Source organism: Arthrobacter sp. JDC6 (genome assembly GCF_056484025.1).
The window spans coordinates 2989753-3008704 of the sequence record NZ_CM151278.1 but is presented as its reverse complement, the minus strand read 5'-3'; the positions used below and the strand labels follow the sequence as shown (position 1 = coordinate 3008704).

Here is an 18952-nt window from a genome sequence, read left to right as displayed (position 1 = left end):
CCCTGGACTACCGCGCCGGCAGGCCGTACCGGTGTTCCGGCCTGCCGGTGGTGCCGTAGCGGAGCTGGATGTCCACCGCGCCGTCGTCGGCCAGGGAGGACAGGTACCGCTGGGCGGTGGCCCGGGAGACGCCCACCCGGGAGGCCACTTCCGCGGCCGAGTACTGCTCACCGGGGGCCAGGGACTCCAGCACTGCCGCTTCGGTGGCGGAGCGGGGTTTCGACGACGGCGTGACATCACCCGGAATCAGGGAACGTTTTGCACGTTCCACCGCCTCCTGGTCCAGTGCCCCCGGCTGGCCCAGGAGGCGCCGGTACCGGGCATAGGAGCGCAGCTGCTGGGACAGCGACTCCGCAGTGAAGGGTTTGAGCAGGTATCCCAGCGCTCCCCGGCGGAACGCCACCCGGAGGGACGAGGCATCGGAGGCGGCGCTGAGGATGATGGTGTCCACATCCAGTTGCTGCAGCAGGTCCAGGCCCGATGCATCCGGCAGGTACACGTCCAGCAGCACCAGGTCCGGCCGCAGGCTGTGGATGGCCTGCAGTGCCAGGGAGGCAGTGCCCACGGGCGCCAGCGCCAGGAACCCTGCCACCGAGTCGACATACGTTGCGTGGAGCTTGGCCACATGGAAGTCGTCGTCCACGATCAGGACCCGAAAATCGTCAGCCATTCTCATCCTTTCCGGCTGCCCCCGGGGTTGCGGCGGCGGGCTTTCCCGCCGTCGTCTGCGGAAGGGTCGCCATGAACACGGCGCCCGGCCCGCCCTTGGTTCCGCGCTCCAGCACTTTCACGTCGCCGCCGCGGCGCCGTGCCAGCTGGCGCGCGAGAGCCAGTCCGAAGCCCTGTCCGCCACCTGCCCGGACAGGGCCGGAGGCCGTGGTGAAACCCTCGGCAAACACGCCCTCCGCGTCTGTGCCTTCTGCCAGCCCGTCACCCGAGTCCGCCACCACGATATGCAGCGTTCCGCCGTCGTCGGCCGGCTCATCCAGGACCTCAAGCTCAACCCAGCGCTCCGTTGATGACCCGGCAACGGCGGCGTTGACGGCGTTGTCGATCAGGTTGCCCAGCACCGTGGTCACGTCCTGGGCTTCGGTGACCTGCCCCCTGACCAGGGTCTCCGGGCCGATGCGGAGCGCAACGCCGCGCTCGTCCGCCTCCACGCCCTTGGCGCCGACGAAGGCCTGGAGATACGGGTCCTGTAACAGTTCCGCCTGGTCCACCGGGAACTTCAGCGGACCGGTAGCGGCCAACCGGGCAAGGTAGTCCCGTGCCTCCTGGTGCTGCCCGATGCCCAGGAAGCCGGCCAGGGTGTGCAGCTGGTTGGCGAACTCGTGCCGCTGGGCACGCAGTGCGGTGGACATGGTTCCCACGGCGTCCAACTGGCGGGTCAGCTGCTGCAGCTCGGTGCGGTCCCGCAGCATGATCACCCAGCCCAGGTCCTCCCGGCGGTGCAGCGCCTTGCGGGCGTTCGCCACCAGGACCCGGCCACCGGCCACCAGTTCCAGCGCATCCACGGCCGGACCGGCGGAGTTTGCAGCAGTCACGGCGCCTGGAACTGCCACAGCGCCTGGAACTGCCACAGTGCCTGGAACTGCCACAGCGCCTGGAACTGCCACAGCGCCGGCCGCGGTCCGCGTAAGGGACTTCAGCTGCTCCGGAACCGGGGCATCCTCCCAGCGGGTGCCGGACAGATCCGGCAACTCCAGCAGGCGCTGCGCCGCGGCGTTGAAGACGCTCACCCGGCCGTCGGCACTGACGCCGATGACGCCGTCGTCCACGCCCTGCAGCACCGCCACCTGGTCGTGGACCAGCGTGCTGATCTCTTCCGGCTCCAGGCCAAGGGTGAGCCGCTGCAGGCGGCGGCGCAGCAGGAAGGACCCCAGGATCCCGGCCAGCAGGGCACCCGCGGCCGTCAGCGCCACCGGCCCGATGTCGCGGGCCACGCTCTGGGCCACCGTCTCCATGGAGTAGCCCACGCTCACCTCACCCACCACCGTGGTGCTGCCGGGCGCATACACGGGAACCTTGGCGCCCGCGGAGGGGCCCAGGGTTCCGGTGTTCCGGGTGGTGATTTCCTGGCCGGACAGCGCCTCGGACGGGTCCGTGCTGACTTTCTCACCCAGCCGCTGGGGATCGGGATGGGCCAGCCTGATCCCGGTTTCGTCGGTGATCACCACGAACAGCGCTCCGGTCCGGGTCCGTGCTGCCTCGGCTGCTGACTGGAGCGGCCCGGCCAGAAGCTCGCCGGGCGGGGGAGTGCCGGGCTGTTCACTGATGGCCAGCACGTCGGCCCTGACCTGCGGATCCGATGCAACGGTGCGCGCCAGCGTCAGGGCCTGGTTTTCGGCGTCGCTGCCAACCCGGTCGTACGTCAGCCAGGCATGCACGGTGGCGCTGAGCAGCACCACCAGCAGTACCACCGCCAGCTGCAGCAGCAGCGTCTGGGTGGAAAACCGCAGCGGCGGCCGGGGTGCGGAACGCTGCATTCATCCTCCTTGACGGTGTATTGGCAGGGGTGTATTTGCGTAGGATGCGGGTGCGGCCGAGCCGGTGGTTTCAGCGCATCAGGCCCGTGAGCACAATGAGCAAAATGCTCCCAATAAGCAGTATGCCAATCAATTGAGCCAAAGGCACTGCCGTGACGGACGCCACCCTACAGTCTGTAGCACGCATCACAACGCTGTGGTGCTGTTCACAAGAAGGAGCCGGCTGTGCTGGTAATACTTGGATTCGCCATGATCGCGGTATTCATGGTGCTGATCATGACGAAGAAGTTGACGCCAGTGCTGGCGTTGATCATTGTCCCTACTGTTTTTGGCCTTTTTGCCGGTGCCGGCCTCGGCATCGGCGACATGGTGATGGACTCCATGAAGTCCATGACCTCCACCGCGGCGCTGCTGATGTTCGCCATCATCTACTTCGGCCTGATGATCGACGTCGGGCTCTTTGACCCGCTGGTGAAGTTCATCCTCCGCAAGCTGGGCAACGACCCCGCCAAGGTTGTCCTGGGCACCGCCATCCTGGCGGCCGCCGTGTCGCTGGATGGCGACGGGTCCACCACGTTCATCCTCACCACGGCCGCCATGCTGCCGGTCTACCTGCGCCTCAAGATGAGCCCCGTGGTCCTCACCTGCGTGGCCGGCCTGGCCAACGGCACCATGAACATCCTGCCGTGGGGCGGCCCCACCGCCCGCGCCGCCACCGCCCTGAAGATCGACGTCAATGACGTCTTCGTCCCCATGATCCCGTCCCTGGTGGCCGGCCTGGTGGTCGTGTTCGCCTTCGCCTGGCTGCTGGGCCTGCAGGAGCGCAACCGCCTCCGTGCCACCGCTCCGGAAATCTGGGGCGTCCCGGAGACGGCGGCAGGGTTTGACGGAATGTCCGACGGCGGTGCCTCCGCCGGCGGAACCGGCGGCACGGGTGCCGGAACCGGCCGCGGACGCCAGGGCAACCCCGGCGGAGCAGCCCCCGCCGTCGACGGCTCCCCGGCAGGATCGTCCGTGGCCGTACTGGACCGCGCCGACACCCTCATTGAGGACAGCGGCGCCGGACTCACCGACACCGCCCTTGACCCGAACCGCTCCACCCTTCGCCCCAAGCTGTTCTGGTTCAACCTGGCCCTGACCGTCGCCGTCATGGTGGTGCTCGTAGCCAACATCATCCCGCTGCCGTTCGTCTTCATGGTGGGCGCCGCGGTCGCCCTGCTGGTCAACTTCCCCAAGGTCAAGGACCAGGGCGCCCAGTTGATCGCCCACGCCCCCTCCATCGTTGCCGTCGTCAGCATGGTCATGGCCGCAGCCGTCCTCACCGGCGTCCTCAAGGGCACCGGCATGGTGGAAGCGATGTCCGCATGGCTCGTCCAGATCATCCCGTCCTCCATGGGCCCGTTCATGGCGGTCATCACCGGCATCCTGAGCATCCCCATGACGTTCTTCATGAGCAACGACGCCTTCTACTTCGGCGTCCTGCCGGTGCTGAGCGAGACCGCCGCCCACTACGGCGTTGGCGCCGCTGACATGGCCCGTGCCTCCATCACCGGCCAGCCGTTCCACCTGCAGAGCCCGCTGGTCCCTGCCATCCTGCTGCTGGTTTCGCTGGCCAAGGTGGACCTCGGTGACCACCACAAGAAGGTCCTGTGGCGCACTGCCGTCATCTCCCTGGTAATGCTCGGCGTCGGGCTGCTGACTGGAGCCATTGGTATCGGTTAGTCTTTAGCTGCCCGCGCTCCTGTCCCCGAGGCAGGACCGGGTAGGTAAGGTGCCCGTCTGACGCCCGCTGGGGGCCGTCAGACGGGCATCTGCGTTTCCGCACTAGACTGGATCGGAAAACAATCCGAACTTTGCAGGGGAGATCCATGGCTGCGATCAACCGTGACGACGTCGCGCATCTCGCGCGGCTCGCTCACATCGAGATGAGTGCCGAAGAGCTGGACAGGATGGCCGGCGAGCTCGCCGTCATCGTCGATTCGGTCAAGTCCGTCAGTGAGGCCGCCGGGGATGACGTCCCGGCCACGTCCCACCCCATTCCGCTCACCAACGTGTTCCGCGACGACGTTGTTGGACACACCTTCACGGCGGAACAGGCACTCTCCGGCGCCCCGGATTCCGATGACAACCGTTTCAAGGTCCCGGCCATCCTGGATGAGGCATAACCATGACTGAACACAACACCGCCGGCACCAGCGCCGACACCCTGATCCGGCTGTCCGCCGCGCAGCTGGCCGAAAAGCTCCACGCCGGCGAGGTCACCGCCGTCGAAGTTACCCAGGCCTACCTGGACCGCATCGCCGCCGTCGACGGCAAGGTCAACGCCTTCCTGCACGTCAACGCCGAGGAAGCGCTCGCCGTCGCCGCCGAGGTGGACGCCATCCGCGCCGCCGGCGGTGCTGAGGCCCAGGCCCTGCACGTCCTGGCCGGCGTCCCCATCGCCGTCAAGGACCTCATCGTCACCATCGGCCAGCCCACCACTGCAGGGTCCAAAATCCTCGAAGGCTGGCACAGCCCGTACGACGCCACCGTGGTGGAGCGCCTGCGCGCCGCGAAGATGCCCATCCTTGGCAAGACCAACCTGGACGAATTCGCCATGGGCTCCTCCACCGAGCACTCGGCCTACGGCCCCACCCGCAACCCCTGGGACCTGGACCGGATCCCCGGCGGCTCCGGCGGTGGCTCGGCTGCGGCGGTTGCCGCCTTCGAAGCGCCTCTCGCCCTGGGAACGGACACCGGTGGCTCCATCCGCCAGCCCGGTGCCGTCACGGGAACCGTTGGGGTGAAGCCCACCTACGGCAGCGTCTCCCGCTACGGTGCCATCGCCATGGCCTCCTCGCTGGACCAGATCGGCCCGGTCACCCGCACCGTGCTGGACTCCGCCCTGCTGCACCAGGTCATCGGCGGCCACGATCCCCGCGACTCCACGTCGCTGCCGGACCCCTTGGCAGACCTCGTGGCTGCCGCGAAGACCGGCAACGTCGATGGCCTGCGGATCGGCATCATCAAGGAACTTCACGGCGAGGGCTACCAGGCCGGCGTCGAAAACCGCTTCAACGACGCCTTGGAGCTACTCAAGGAAGCCGGCGCGGAGATCGTGGAGGTCTCCTGCCCCAACTTCCAGTACGCCCTGGGCGCCTACTACCTGATCATGCCGTCCGAGGCCTCTTCCAACCTGGCCAAGTTCGACGGCGTCCGGTACGGCCTGCGCGTCCTCCCCGAGGACGGGCCCATGACCATTGAACGCGTCATGGGTGCCACCCGCGCCGCCGGGTTCGGCGACGAGGTCAAGCGCCGCATCATCCTGGGCACCTACGCCCTGTCCGCCGGCTACTACGACGCCTACTACGGCTCGGCCCAGAAGGTCCGCACCCTGGTGCAGCGGGACTTTGACGCCGCCTTTGAACAGGCCGACGTCCTGATTTCACCCACCGCCCCCACCACGGCCTTCCCGCTCGGGGAAAAGCTGGACGATCCGCTGGCCATGTACCTGAACGACGTCGCCACCATCCCCGCCAACCTGGCAGGTGTTCCCGGCCTGTCACTGCCCGGCGGCCTGGCCGACGAGGACGGACTTCCCGTCGGCATCCAGCTGCTGGCCCCGGCCCGCGAGGACGCCCGCCTCTACCGGGTTGGCGCGGTCCTGGAATCGCTGCTCGAAGCCAAGTGGGGCGGCCCGCTGCTGGCCCAGGCTCCCGACCTTGCCGCAGCCGGTACCCTCGAAGCCCAGGAGGCAAAATAATGAACACCGAGGCAATCCTGAGCTTCGAAGAGGCCATGGAGAAGTACGACCCCGTCCTGGGCTTTGAGGTCCACGTGGAGCTCAACACCAAGACCAAGATGTTCTCCTCCGCACCCAACGTTTTCGGCGACGAGCCCAACACCAACGTCAACGAGGTGGACCTGGGCATGCCCGGCGTGCTGCCCGTGGTCAACAAGACGGCGGTGGAGTCCTCCATCAAGATCGGCCTGGCGCTGAACTGCAAGATCGCCGAATCCTGCCGCTTTGCCCGGAAGAACTACTTCTACCCGGACACCCCCAAGAACTTCCAGACCTCCCAGTACGACGAGCCCATCGCGTACGACGGCTACCTGGACGTGGAACTGGAGGACGGCACCGTGTTCCGCGTGGAGATCGAGCGCGCTCACATGGAGGAGGACGCCGGAAAGCTGACCCATATGGGCGGTGCCACCGGCCGCATCCACGGCGCCGACTTTTCGCTGGTGGACTACAACCGCGCCGGCGTCCCGCTGGTGGAAATCGTCACCAAGCCCATCGAGGGCGCCGGCTCCCGCGCCCCGGAACTGGCCAAGGCCTACGTGGCCGCCATCCGCGAGATCGTCAAGAACCTTGGCGTCTCCGATGCCCGCATGGAACGCGGCAACGTGCGGTGCGACGCCAACGTCTCGCTCCGCCCGCACGGCCGGGAACGGTTCGGTATCCGGTCCGAAACCAAGAACGTGAACTCGCTGCGCGCTGTCGAGCACGCCGTCCGCTACGAGATCCAGCGCCACGCCGCCGTCCTGGACTCCGGCAATCCCGTGGTCCAGGAGACCCGGCACTGGCACGAGGACACCCGCACCACCACGTCGGGCCGGCCCAAGTCGGACGCGGACGACTACCGCTACTTCCCGGAACCGGACCTGGTCCCCGTGGTGGCGTCCCGTGAATGGGTGGAGGAACTGCGCGCCACGCTGCCAGAACCGCCGGCCGAGCGCCGCAAGCGGCTCAAGGCCGACTGGGGCTATTCTGACCTGGAATTCCGCGACGTGGTGAACGCCGGCGTCCTGGACGAGATCGAGGAAACCATCGCGGCCGGCGCGTCCGCGTCCGTGGCCCGCAAGTGGTGGATGGGCGAGATCGTGGGCCGCGCCAAGGCCGCCGACGTCGACCCCGGCCAGCTGGGCGTCCAGCCCGCAACCATCGTGGAGCTCAACCGCATGGTGGAGGCCGGCAAGATCAACAACAAGATGGCAACGGAAGTGCTGGACGGCGTGCTCGCCGGCGAAGGCACCCCCGAAGAAATCGTCGAGAAGCGCGGACTCGCCGTGGTTTCCGACGACGGCCCCCTCCTGGAAGCCATCGATGCCGCACTCGCTGCCCAGCCCGACGTCGCGGACAAGATCCGCGGCGGTAAGGTCCAGGCCATCGGCGCCATCGTGGGCGGGGTCATGAAGGCCACCCGCGGACAGGCCGACGCCGCCCGAGTCCGGGAACTGATCCTGGAGAAGCTGGGCGTCACCGTCTAGCACTCCCATACCCAACTGGGTCGCAGCAGATGTCGTTTTGAGCGCTGATAACGACATTAACTGCGGCCCAGTTGGGCTTTAAGTACTCAGGTGCCGCCGGCTGAAAGTACCCGTGGCTGCGCGTCCGCGGCGGACTTACACTTGAGCCCACGGGGCGCTGGTGCCCCGGCGGCGTGCGGGAGGAACAACCATGGTGGCAAGGGAACCGATGAGGGCGCGCAAGGCATTGCTTGCCGGGGCAGTGGCACTGGCGTTGACGGGTACAGGGACGGCCCTGGCGTGGTCCGCCACGGGCACGCCGACGCCGTCGCCCTCGCAAACGGCACCAGGCAAAGACACCGCGCCCGGCAAAGACTCTGCGCCCGGCCAGCAGGACAGGAAGGACCAACAGGACAAGCAGGAGAAGAAGGCCCAGCGTCCGCAGGCACTCCACGGCGAGGGCGTGGTCAAGAACGCCGACGGCACCTTCCAGACCGTCCTGGAACAGCGTGGGACGGTGGAATCGGTCAGCGACTCGGCCATCACCGTCAAGAGCGAGGACGGCTACTCCCAGACCTACACCGTCAACGCCGATACCAGGATCACCATGTTTCCAACAGGCGACGACGGCAAGCGGCTTAAGCCGACGGACGGAACCACCGCAGACATCGCCGCCGGGGACACAGTACGCATCTCCGGCACCAAGGACGGGGACAAGGCAGCAGCCAAACGGATCGTGAAGGGTGCCGGTGACGGGCCTGGCCTTGGATTGGGACGCGGCCACGGCCTTGGACACAAGATGGGCAAGGGGAACCACCAGGACGACGAAGGGGCATAGCGTCCGGTTGCCCCTTGAACTGCCCCTCCAGCGCGGGTTGAGCCCAGGTCAGCCCTGCCGCACCAGCCCGGCCATGATGTCCTCCAGCGCCTCGCAGACCATCACCACCGCCCGCCGTTTCAGGTTTTCCGGCCTGGCCAGCAGGTCTATCCTGCGGCGCGTGCTGATGCCTTCCAGGGGCCGCAGCACAATGCCCGGATTCAGGACCGGCCCTGCCGTATACCTGGGCAGCAGCCCCACCACGCCGCCCGCGGCCACGAGCGCCGCCACCGTGAAGTAGTCGTTGATGCGGTGGACGATGTTTGGCTCCCGGCTGGACACGGCAGCGACGGCAGACAGGACATCGGCGGGGGAGTAGCCGGGGTGGCTGGTCACCCAGGCCTCGGCGCCGACGTCGTCCGCCGTGACCGTACTTTTTTGGGCCAACGGGTGGCCGGCGGGCAGTGCCACGTCCAGGGGCTCGTGCGCCAGCGGGATCACGGCCACGCGTTCCGCGGGCCAGCGGGGACTGTGGTCCATGCGGTGCGCCAGGACCAGGTCGTACCGGGCGGTGAGGGCAGGGAAGTCCTGCTGGGCAACATCCTCATCGGACAGTTCGATCCGGGGGTGTTCCGGCCGGTCCAGCATGCGTGCCAGCGGCGCGAACAGCGCCTGCCCGGCACTGTGGAAGCCGCTGAGCGTCACCCGGCCAGCCGGCGAGTGGTGGTAGGTGCCCAGGGCTCCGCGGGCGTCGGCCATGGCGCTGACGACGGCGGCGCCTGCGTCGGCGAGCACTTGGCCGGCTTCCGTAAGCACCAGGTTCCGGCCCTCCTTGCGTGTCAGCGGCACCTCGACTGTGCGCTGCAGGTGGGCCAGTTGCTGCGAGACCGCAGACGGGGTCACCATGAGGGTGTCTGCTACGGCCTTCACGCTCCCCAGGGCGCCCAGTTCACGCAGGATCTCCAGCTGATGTATCTCCACCCCGCCAGTCTAATCATTAGCAATTCCTAAATCGTTGATTGAGAAAATTCCTGTTGTGCTAACGCTTTGCCGAGGCTTCAATGAGGAGGACAAGACCTCCAGATCTGAATGCCAAGAAGTAAGGACGCCAATGAAGGCCCTGTACAAGCCCGGCCCGCAGGCCGGATTCGAACTCGTCGACAGGCCCGAGCCGGAGGCCGGTCCGGCGGACGTGAAGATCCGGGTCATGACCACCGGGATCTGCGGCACGGACCTGCACATCCAGTCCTGGGACTCCTGGGCCCAGGGGATCATCGAAGCGCCCCTCATCGCCGGCCACGAGTTCTACGGCGAAGTGGTGGAGGTGGGCGAAGACGTCCGCGAAGTCAAGGTTGGCGACAGGGTCTCCGGGGAAGGCCACGTGGTGTGCGGCATTTGCCGGAACTGCCGCGCAGGACGCCGCCAGATGTGCATCCACACGGTCAGCGTGGGGGTCCAGCGCGACGGGGCTTTCGCCGAGTACGTGGTGATCCCCGAGACCAACGCGTGGGTCCACCACGACCCCTCCGTCACGCCCGAACTTGGCGCCATCTTCGACCCCTTCGGCAACGCCGTGCACACCGCACTGAGCTTCCCGCTGGTGGGGGAGGACGTCCTCATCACCGGGGCCGGCCCCATTGGCCTGATGGCAGTCGCCGTCGCCCGCCACGCCGGAGCCCGCAAGATCGCCATCACCGACGTCTCCCGGCCCCGGCTGGACCTGGCCCGGCAGCTCGGGGCCGACCTCGCCATCGACGTCTCCACCACGCGGGTCCGCGACGCCCAGCGCGAGCTCGGCATGCGCGAAGGCTTCGACGTCGGAATGGAAATGTCCGGCCACCCCTCCGCCCTGCCTGAGATGATCGACAACATGAACCACGGCGGCCGGATCGCCATGCTGGGGCTGCCCAGCCAGGAAATCATCATCGACTGGGGCAAGGTGGTCACCCACATGCTGACCCTGAAGGGCATCTATGGCCGGGAGATGTACGAAACCTGGTACGCCATGAGCGCCATGCTCTCATCCAACCCCGTGCTCCATGCGGGCATCTCCGCCGTGGTCACGGACACGCTTCCCGCCACGGACTGGGAGAAGGGCTTCGACATTGCCCGCAGCGGCGTGGGCGGCAAAGTAGTCCTCGACTGGACCCGACTGTAAGGAAACCCATGTACACCTCCATCAAGGACCAGCTTCGCGGCGAGCTGGAGGAAATCCGCACCGCCGGGCTCTACAAGACCGAACGCAGCATCAGCTCGCCGCAGTCCAGCCACATCACCGCCGGACAGATCGGCGCGCCGGGTGCCGACGTGCTGAACTTCTGCGCCAACAACTACCTGGGCCTGGCCGACCACCCGGACATCATCAATGCCGCCAAGGCCGCCATGGACGAGCGCGGCTTCGGCATGGCCAGCGTCCGTTTCATCTGCGGAACCCAGGACCTGCACCTCAAACTCGAGGCCAGGGTTTCCGCTTTCCTGGGTACCGAGGACACCATCCTGTTCTCAAGCTGCTTCGACGCCAATGGCGGCGTCTTCGAATCCCTCTTCGGGTCCGAGGATGCGGTCATTTCGGACGCTCTTAACCACGCTTCCATCATCGACGGCATCCGGCTGTGCAAGGCGCGCCGCTACCGCTACGCCAACCAGGACATGGCCGAGCTCGAGGCCCGCCTGCAGGAGGCGCAGGACGCCCGCCGGAAGATCATCGTCACCGACGGCGTGTTTTCAATGGACGGCTACCTGGCTCCGCTCGAGGCCATCTGCGACCTCGCCGAAAAGTACGGCGCCCTGGTGATGGTGGACGACTCCCACGCCGTGGGCTTCATGGGCGCCACCGGCGCGGGCACCCCCGAACACGCCGGCGTGTCCTCCCGCGTGGACATCTACACCGGCACCTTCGGCAAGGCCCTGGGCGGGGCGTCAGGCGGCTACGTGTCCGGCCGCAGGGAGATCATTGCCATGCTGCGGCAGAAGGCGCGCCCCTACCTGTTCTCCAACTCGGTGGCTCCCGCCATTGTGGCCGCCACCCTCAAGGCTCTGGACCTGGTGGAAAACTCGGCCGACCTGCGCCGCCGGCTCTTCGAAAACGCCGAACTGTTCCGCCGCCGCATGACCGGGGAGGGCTTCGACCTGCTGCCCGGCGAACACGCCATCGTGCCGGTGATGTTCGGCGATGCCGTGATGGCCGCCAAGGTTGCCGACCGGATGCTGCAGCACGGCGTCTTCGTCACCGCCTTCAGCTTCCCCGTGGTTCCGCGCGGTGCCGCGAGGATCCGGGTGCAGCTGTCCGCCGCCCATTCAGCGGACGACGTCGAAGCGTGCGTTCGTGCCTTCGTCGCCAGCCGTGCCGAGGCAGCAGCCTGACGAAAGTTCCACCGGCCACGAACTCTGCAAGGATGGACGGATGGCAGCACATTACGATGTCCTGATCGTGGGCGGCGGCATTGCCGGCCTGTCCCTGGCCTCCGCGCTGGCCGGTCGCTGCAGCGTGGCACTGGTGGAGGCGGAGCAGGAGCTGGCGTACCACACGTCCTCCCGCTCCGCCCGGCAGCTGATCCCGAGCTACGGCCCTCCCGTGGTGCAGGAACTCACGCTCCGGACGCTGGAACTGATCGCGGCGCGGGACGCGGAACTGCCGGAACCGGTCCTGACGCCGCGCAGCTTCATGCTGATCGGCTCCGAGGCCGATGTTGCCGCGGAATCCAGCGGGCACATGCAGCCCATCGCCGTTGACCGCGCGCTTGAGCTGTGCCCGGCCCTGCTCCCGGGAACCTTCGCCGCCGCCGGACTGGATACTGGCTCGTTTGGCTGCAACGCGCCCCTGCTCCTGGACACGCACCGCAAACAGGCACTCGAGGCCGGAGCCGATATCATCACCGGCGCACGGGTGCATTCGGCGCAACGGCTGGGTTCCGGATGGCAGGTAGGTGCCGGGGCCGAGGGCTTTGAAGCCGGCGTCCTGGTCAATGCAGCCGGGGCATGGGCTGATGAGCTCGCAGTGATCAGCGGCGTCGAGAAGCTGGGGCTGCAGCCGTACCGGCGCACTGCGGCGATTGCCGCCGTCGAACGCCCCCTGCCTGCCGCCACCCCGATGGTGGCGGCAGCGGACAATACCTTCTACTTCCGCCCTGACGGTGACGACGTCCTGGTTTCGCCGTCCGAAACCGTGCCCAGTGGCCCCGAGGACGCGCGGCCCCGGCCAGGCGACGTGGAACGCCTGGTGGAAAAGCTGAACTCCATCACCAGCCTGGGGATCACGGGAATCCGCCGCGCCTGGACCGGCCTGCGCACTGAGGCCGCCGACGGGGTTCCGGTGGCGGGCTTCGATGCCGAAGCCCCCGGCTTCTACTGGCTCGTGGGGCAGGGCGGCTACGGCTTCCAGACCTCCGCTGCGATGGCCGAGCTGGCGGCTGACCAGATCCTCGCCGGCCAGGGAGCGTCCGGAGGTGCCGCCGCCGACGGTCCGGAATCCCGGACAGCGCGGGCCCTTGCTGCCAGCCGCTGGTCCATCCGACGCTGAAGAATGGTTCAATGAGCACCCTGATCACCAATATTGCCGAGCTGATGACCCAGGACCTTGAACACCGGGTCCTGAAGGACGCGGCGGTAGTGGTCGAGGGCGAACGGATCTCGTGGATCGGCGCCGCGGCCGAGGCCCCGGCGGCGGACGAAGCCATCGACGCCGGCGGCCGCGCCATGCTCCCCGGATGGGTGGACTCCCACAGCCACCTGTTGTTCGCCGGGGACCGTACCGCGGAATTCGAAGCACGGATGGCGGGGGAGGCGTACGCTGCCGGAGGCATCGCCGTCACCATGAACGCCACGCGTGCCACGTCGGACTTTGACCTCACCCGCCTGGCCATGGGCCGGGTTGCCGAGGCAGTCTCGCAGGGGACCACTTACCTGGAAACGAAGACCGGCTACGGCCTGGATATCGGGAACGAGGCCCGCAGCGCGCGTATCGCCGCCGGCGTGGCGGACCAGGTGACCTACCTGGGCGCCCACCTGGTTCCTGCCGGACAGGACCCGGAGGAGTACACAGACCTGGTCTGCGGACCGATGCTTGATGCCGTCCGCCCCTACGTCCAGTGGGCCGACGTTTTCTGCGAGGAGGGCGCGTTTACTGCCGAACAGTCCCGCCGCGTGCTGACGGCCTGCCGCGACGCCGGACTGGGCCTGCGCGTGCACGGCAACCAGTTGGGTGAGGGCCCCGGGGTGCAGCTTGCCGTGGAGATGCGTGCCGCCAGCGTGGACCACGTCAACTACCTGGCCGGGCAGGATGTGAAGTCCCTTGCGGCTTCCTGGTCCGGGTGGGACCCCGCCACCGGCACAGGCGAGCGGGGCACTGTGGCCACCTGCCTCCCGGCCTGCGACCTCTCAACCCGCCAGCCGCTGGCCCCGGCCCGCACGCTTCTCGACGCCGGTGTGCAGGTGGCGCTCGCTTCCAACTGCAATCCCGGAACGTCGTATACAAGTTCCATGGCATTCTGCGTCACCACCGCCGTCCTCCAGATGCACCTGAGCGTGCATGAGGCCGTCCGCGCCGCCACCCATGGCGGCGCACTGGCGTTGCACAAGGAAAGCGGGCGCGATGCGGACGGTGAACGCGCCGTGGGGTCCATCGCCGTCGGGCACCGCGCCGACCTGCACCTGCTCAACGCCCCGTCCGCAACGCATCTCGCTTACCGTCCCGGCATGCCATTGACGTACGCTGTGTGGCGGGCCGGAGCCAGGGAGCGGTAGGTCCATACCGTTTTTTTTGATTGTTCCTGACTGTTTTCCTTGAGTTATAATCAGGAAACGTCATCGATCGTGGTGGCTGATGTACGGAAAGGCCCCGCTTGCATGACGCGCACTGACCGGCTGACCGCGATTCTTGACCTGCTGGCCAGAACCGGCCAGGTGGAGGTCGACGAGATTGTCAGCACCCTCAACGTATCCCCGGCCACCGCTCGGCGTGACCTGGACAGCCTCGCCAAACGCCGGCTGCTGACGCGTACCCGCGGCGGCGCCACCACCGGTGCCCTGGCCTACGACCTCCCCGGCCGCTACAACCGCGACGACCACGCCGAAGCCAAGGAACAAATCGCGCAGTGCGCCTCGGCGCTGATCCGGCCCGGCGCTGTGATCGGCCTGTGCGGAGGGACCACCAGCACAGCGCTCGCGCAGATCCTGGCCACCCGGGAAGACCTGAACGCCCCCTCCAACCAGCCCACCCTCACCGTGGTTACCAACGCCATCAACATCGCGGGCCAGTTGGCCGTACGGCCCAACATCAAGGTGATGGTGACCGGTGGAATCCTCAACCCGCGGTCCTATGAACTGGTGGGACCCTATACGGACATCATCATGCAGAAGGTGGTGCTGGACATCGCCTTCATCGGCGTCAACGGCATCGATCCCGAAGTCGGGCCCACCAACACGGGGGAGGGGGAGGCCTCCGTCAATGCGCTGCTGGCCAGCAGGGCCAGGGTGTCCTACGTCCTGGCCGATTCCTCCAAAGTGGGCGTGCGGGCCTTCGCCACCATGGACGGCTACAACTTCACCCGGCTGATCACCGATGCCGGCATCTCGCCCCGCGACAAGGCTGCCTTTGAAGCCAACGGCACGGAAGTGATTGTCGCGCCCGCCTGACCCGAACTGCCGGCACCGGGCTCCTCCGGCGGCGCACCGCTGCCCGCTTGCGACTGCGGACACCAGCCGCTCCATCAGGCCGGATCCAGAAACTGAAGGCAAGATGGGAACATGCTGGTTCCCTCCCGCCGTCGCCTTCGGCTCGAAGTATGGATCGTCCTGGGCCTGTCCCTGGGCCAGTCGGCTGTCTACTCCGTGGTGCAGCTGCTGGACAAGATGACACGCGCCCCGCTTGCCGAGGGCACGTCCACCCTGAACCGCTCCCAGAGCACCCGCGAATACTTCGACCTCACATATCAGCTGCTGGACATCATCTTTGCGCTGGTGCCCGTGCTGCTGGTCTTCTACTTCCTGACGGACCAGCGCCAGGCAGTGCCGGGCGAGGCGGACAACTCCCGCTCTGCCTTTCAGAAACTGGGGTTCAATTTTGCCCGGCCCGGCAGGGATCTGCTCCAGGGCCTCGGACTGGCTGGACTGATCGGCATACCCTCGCTGGGTCTCTATGCGGCCGGCCGGGCGCTCGGAATTACCACCGCCATCATCCCCAGCGCCCTGGATGCCTATTGGTGGACCGTGCCTGTGCTCATCCTGTCCGCCATGCGGCACGCCGTGCTTGAGGAAGTCATTGTGGTGGGCTACCTCCTGGACCGCTTTGGCAAGTTCGGCTGGAGCATGCCGCTGGCCATTGCGGCGAGCTCCGTGCTGCGCGGCAGCTACCACCTTTACCAAGGCTTTGGTCCCTTCATTGGCAACGCCGTGATGGGCGTGGTCTTTGCCTGGCTGTACACCCGGACCCGCCGGGTCATGCCACTGGTCATCGCCCACGCCCTGCTGGATATCGTGGCCTTCGTTGGCTTCAGCCTGTTCGGCAAAGCCGTGGGGTTGGGGTAGGACCCTGGACACCAGCCTGCGCGGCTCCAGCCATGCTTGTTGCTGTCACATCAGCGTCAGCAGCAACGGCCAGTCTGCTTGTGGGTCTGGTGGCAACACGAAGGGTTTCGCGTAGAAGTCGTCCCAGAGGGCATCAGCAGCGAAAAGGTCCTCCGGGTCCAGCAGGTTGTCGCCGTCGGGTTCCTCCATTTCAAGCTCCTCCACTTCCGGTTCCGGCCAGGCTGGAACGGCGGCAAGCGGCACTATTCCTGGCGGCCAGTGGGTTGGTTCGGGGTCTTGGTGTTCGGGGTTGTAGTGGCGGCCTGTGGGTGAGGTCCAGCCGGGTGGTCCGTGTTCCGTCGCGGGATCCGGGTTCCAGGTGCGGGCGTGCTTCAAGCGGTGATGTTTGGGGCATAGCTGCGCCAGGTTCCGGACGGCTGTTCTGCCGCCGTGTTCCCAGGCTGTGAGGTGGTCGGTGTGGTTGTCGGGGGTGTGGTTGGTGCAGCCGGGGAAGGTGCATTTCCGGTCCCGCATGCGGATCCATTGTTTGATGGTTTCGGGGAGCCGGTAGCGGGTGCGTCCGATCTCCAGTGGTGCCCCGTCGCGGGGGTCGACCAGGACGCGGTAGAACGACTCCGCCCCGTCCGCGACAAGCCTCCGTGCCATTGAGGCAGGGATGGGGCCCATGCCGTCCAGCACCGCCGGCTCATCGGTGAGTCCGAGCAGGGCGAAGACCGGGACGGTGACCAGGACATCGGCCCGAGGGGTGGGGACCTTGCCAACATCACCAGTGCTCCCTGTGCCGGAAACGCTGCCTGCGGCCGCCGTATCACCTGTAGCCCGTGCAGCCCCACCCGGAGCAGCCTCACCGGTGGCCGTGGTGGTTCCGGCGCCGAGGAGGAGTGATGCTGCGATGTCGGGGCGGAGTTGGGTGAGGGTGCGGGGCTCGTTAGGGCCTTGGAGGCCGCGGGCGGTGGCGGTGGTGCGGTTCCAGATGGCGCAGGCGGTGTCGCCGGGGAGGTAGAGCGAGAGCCAGGCCATGCCGTCGCGGTCGGGGGTGTATTCCATCCGCCGGTCCGCGACGCCTTTGGCGTGGCGTTTTTCGAGGGTTTCGGGGTGGTGGCGTTCCCGCCAGGCGCGGATCTTGGCGCGGAACCGGGCGGGGACGAGTTCGCCGGGGGCGGCGCCGCGGGCGGGGTTGGGGGCGGCGGGGTCGAAGAAGTGCGCCACCAAGGCAGCAGCCCCGTCAGGGGTGAGCCCCTCGGTTTCGTCGGCGACAATCCTGGCATGCTGCCACGACAGGTCACCGGCTGACAGGGCGCCCAGGAGCGGCGGCAGGGAACACACGAGCCGGGACTGTTCCACCAAAGCACCCGCGGCCGCCGAACTGACAGTCAGGACACCGGCGATCTCCTCCACCGTTGACGTCTCCGAAAACATGCGCTCATTCACCGGGGCGTCGGGGGCAAGCAGTGCCTGCTGGAAACCGACGCACTCCACGGCATCACGAGCTTTGACCGCCGCGAGCTGAGCCTCGACCCGGGAGACTGCCTCCAGCCGTTCCAGCCGGAGCTCATACCGCCGCTGCAGCACATCCACGTCAGCGCCAACACCGGACCCGGCGGCAAGGAAATGATCCTCACGGTCCAGCGCATCGAGGGCAGCAACAGAGGCAGAAACACCCTCCAACACCACCCCAACATCCGTGCCGATTCCCATACCCACATCATCCAGCGAGGCACCGACATTCAGACCTGGATCGCAGCGATGTAGGAAGCAGCCACTTAAATGAATTCGGCCGCCATCGGGTAGTGACGCCGTTGTCACCACCTGATGGCGGCCGAAGCTGATCCGGGTACTGGCCCGGCGAACCCCCTCCCGGACATTCCGGGAGGCTGGGGTGGAGCGTCAGATGGTGACGGCTCCGTTGGCGGTTTCAAACGTGACCGACAGGATGCCCGGAGTTCCGTGCGGGGCGACCCACTCCACCGCAACGTCCTCAAGCGGCTTCTCCACCGGTTCACCCAGCCACTCGGTCACGCGGGACGCGGAGCCGGCGATGGTCAGGCAGCTCATCTTAAGGTTGCTGGGGTAGGCGTTGGACGGGTGCAGTGCCGGGTCGCCTTCCCACTTGAGCATGTACGGCACCTGGGGATCGGCGATAAGGCCAAGGATGCCAATCTGTTTCCAGACCAGCTCCCGGCCGTCCGGGAACTTGCGGTTGCCGTTCACCGCGGCGCGGCCAAGGCGTGCCTCGAACGGGGCGAGGTCGTCCACTTCGACGCACCAGCCCATCCAGCCACCACCGGCCGCGGAACGGGCACGCACTGCCTGTCCGAACGGTGCCTTGTCCGAAGCCGGGTGGTCCAGGACCTCTACGACTTCCAGGTACTTGTGCCCGGCGAGCGGGATGATCATATTCCGGGTTCCGAACCGGGGGTGCACCCCGCCCTTCACTGCCTCAACGCCGAGGGCAGATGAAATACGTTCGGTAGTGGCCGCGAGGCCATCTTGTTCACAGGCGTAAGAGACGTGATCCATGCGCATGGCAACATCTTGGCACTTTGTGATCCGGCTCTCAGCTAAGGGTACCCTTACTGGAAAGGCGGCCGGGAAAAGGGCCGGGAACATGGGCAAGAAGGACGACGGCGGCGTCCCCGGCCGGGTGCGGGGCGGCCCACCTGTGGCGGCTCGAAAGCCATGCAGGGCGACCTTGTTCGTCACAATGCTGTCCACGGCGACTACCCCGTTCCTAGACTGGGCGCAGGTCATGAGCGCCAGCGCCAAGCCCCGGCTCGCTGGCCGGCAACCCTCCACCCGCGGTGGGGTGCCCCGGGTGAGGACCTGGCTGTCCGGCAAGAGCCGGAAGCAAGCGCGGCCCGTACTGCCCCACGCATTCCGGGCCCACGTCAAAGGA

The 18952-nt window shown here is 67.2% G+C and carries 16 protein-coding genes and 1 riboswitch; of the genes, 11 read left to right on the top strand and 5 right to left on the bottom strand.

All coding sequences use genetic code 11. The annotated features are described in order from the left end of the window. Window positions 1-7: 7 nt before the first annotated feature. Together ACV095_RS14030 and ACV095_RS14025 are read right to left on the bottom strand one after the other, a co-directional pair. Entirely contained in the window at window positions 8-670 is a 663-nt protein-coding gene (locus ACV095_RS14030) for a response regulator (protein WP_018771890.1), read from the bottom strand. After that, window positions 663-2486 carry a sensor histidine kinase gene (locus ACV095_RS14025; protein WP_478222102.1) on the bottom strand — a complete coding sequence of 608 codons (1824 nt, stop codon included), beginning with the start codon at window positions 2484-2486 and terminating at the stop codon, window positions 663-665. The genes ACV095_RS14030 and ACV095_RS14025 overlap by 8 nt, the downstream gene beginning before the upstream one ends. A gap of 225 nt (window positions 2487-2711) precedes the next feature. Here ACV095_RS14025 and ACV095_RS14020 point away from each other — a divergent pair, with 225 nt between their 5' ends. The 5 genes from ACV095_RS14020 to ACV095_RS14000 all read left to right on the top strand — a co-directional run bounded on the left by ACV095_RS14020 (window position 2712) and on the right by ACV095_RS14000 (window position 8553). Next, complete coding sequence (locus tag ACV095_RS14020) at window positions 2712-4208, top strand: CitMHS family transporter (protein ID WP_478222101.1); 1497 nt, start codon at window positions 2712-2714, stop codon at window positions 4206-4208. Between the two features lie 146 nt (window positions 4209-4354). Next, the gene (gene gatC / locus ACV095_RS14015; protein ID WP_018763018.1) at window positions 4355-4651 is read left to right on the top strand and encodes an Asp-tRNA(Asn)/Glu-tRNA(Gln) amidotransferase subunit GatC; all 297 of its coding nucleotides are present in this window, start codon (window positions 4355-4357) and stop codon (window positions 4649-4651) included. A gap of 2 nt (window positions 4652-4653) precedes the next feature. After that, the gene (gatA, locus tag ACV095_RS14010; protein WP_018771893.1) at window positions 4654-6228 is read left to right on the top strand and encodes an Asp-tRNA(Asn)/Glu-tRNA(Gln) amidotransferase subunit GatA; all 1575 of its coding nucleotides are present in this window, start codon (window positions 4654-4656) and stop codon (window positions 6226-6228) included. Beyond that, window positions 6228-7736 (top strand): Asp-tRNA(Asn)/Glu-tRNA(Gln) amidotransferase subunit GatB, encoded by a 1509-nt coding sequence (gatB, locus tag ACV095_RS14005; protein ID WP_018771894.1) that lies wholly within the window; start codon window positions 6228-6230, stop codon window positions 7734-7736. Before gatA ends, gatB begins: the two co-directional genes overlap by 1 nt. Window positions 7737-7926: 190 nt before the next feature. After that, the gene (locus ACV095_RS14000) at window positions 7927-8553 is read left to right on the top strand and encodes a DUF5666 domain-containing protein (protein WP_478222100.1); all 627 of its coding nucleotides are present in this window, start codon (window positions 7927-7929) and stop codon (window positions 8551-8553) included. A gap of 48 nt (window positions 8554-8601) precedes the next feature. On the opposite strand, the gene ACV095_RS13995 is transcribed toward ACV095_RS14000, so the two are convergent. Beyond that, on the bottom strand, window positions 8602-9513 hold the full coding sequence (locus ACV095_RS13995; protein ID WP_144600414.1) for a LysR family transcriptional regulator: 912 nt from the start codon (window positions 9511-9513) through the stop codon (window positions 8602-8604). Between the two features lie 130 nt (window positions 9514-9643). Here ACV095_RS13995 and tdh point away from each other — a divergent pair, with 130 nt between their 5' ends. From tdh to ACV095_RS13965, 6 genes are all read left to right on the top strand, one after another. Next, window positions 9644-10690 (top strand): L-threonine 3-dehydrogenase, encoded by a 1047-nt coding sequence (tdh, locus tag ACV095_RS13990; RefSeq protein WP_134164499.1) that lies wholly within the window; start codon window positions 9644-9646, stop codon window positions 10688-10690. Between the two features lie 8 nt (window positions 10691-10698). After that, window positions 10699-11895 (top strand): glycine C-acetyltransferase, encoded by a 1197-nt coding sequence (locus tag ACV095_RS13985; protein ID WP_478222099.1) that lies wholly within the window; start codon window positions 10699-10701, stop codon window positions 11893-11895. 40 nt (window positions 11896-11935) lie between these two features. Continuing rightward, window positions 11936-13051 carry an NAD(P)/FAD-dependent oxidoreductase gene (locus ACV095_RS13980; RefSeq protein WP_478222098.1) on the top strand — a complete coding sequence of 372 codons (1116 nt, stop codon included), beginning with the start codon at window positions 11936-11938 and terminating at the stop codon, window positions 13049-13051. Window positions 13052-13062: 11 nt separating this feature from the next. Next, window positions 13063-14274 carry an imidazolonepropionase gene (gene hutI, locus ACV095_RS13975; RefSeq protein ID WP_478222097.1) on the top strand — a complete coding sequence of 404 codons (1212 nt, stop codon included), beginning with the start codon at window positions 13063-13065 and terminating at the stop codon, window positions 14272-14274. A gap of 102 nt (window positions 14275-14376) precedes the next feature. Further along, window positions 14377-15165, top strand: a complete 789-nt coding sequence (locus ACV095_RS13970) for a DeoR/GlpR family DNA-binding transcription regulator (protein WP_018771901.1) — start codon at window positions 14377-14379, stop codon at window positions 15163-15165. Window positions 15166-15276: 111 nt separating this feature from the next. Further along, window positions 15277-16056 carry a CPBP family intramembrane glutamic endopeptidase gene (locus tag ACV095_RS13965; RefSeq protein WP_478222096.1) on the top strand — a complete coding sequence of 260 codons (780 nt, stop codon included), beginning with the start codon at window positions 15277-15279 and terminating at the stop codon, window positions 16054-16056. A 45-nt stretch (window positions 16057-16101) separates the two neighbouring features. On the opposite strand, the gene ACV095_RS13960 is transcribed toward ACV095_RS13965, so the two are convergent. Continuing rightward, window positions 16102-17754 carry an HNH endonuclease signature motif containing protein gene (locus ACV095_RS13960; RefSeq protein WP_478222095.1) on the bottom strand — a complete coding sequence of 551 codons (1653 nt, stop codon included), beginning with the start codon at window positions 17752-17754 and terminating at the stop codon, window positions 16102-16104. Between the two features lie 189 nt (window positions 17755-17943). Beyond that, entirely contained in the window at window positions 17944-18576 is a 633-nt protein-coding gene (locus ACV095_RS13955; RefSeq protein ID WP_261377395.1) for a VOC family protein, read from the bottom strand. Between the two features lie 225 nt (window positions 18577-18801). Then, window positions 18802-18916: riboswitch (SAM riboswitch) on the top strand. Window positions 18917-18952: the final 36 nt, after the last annotated feature.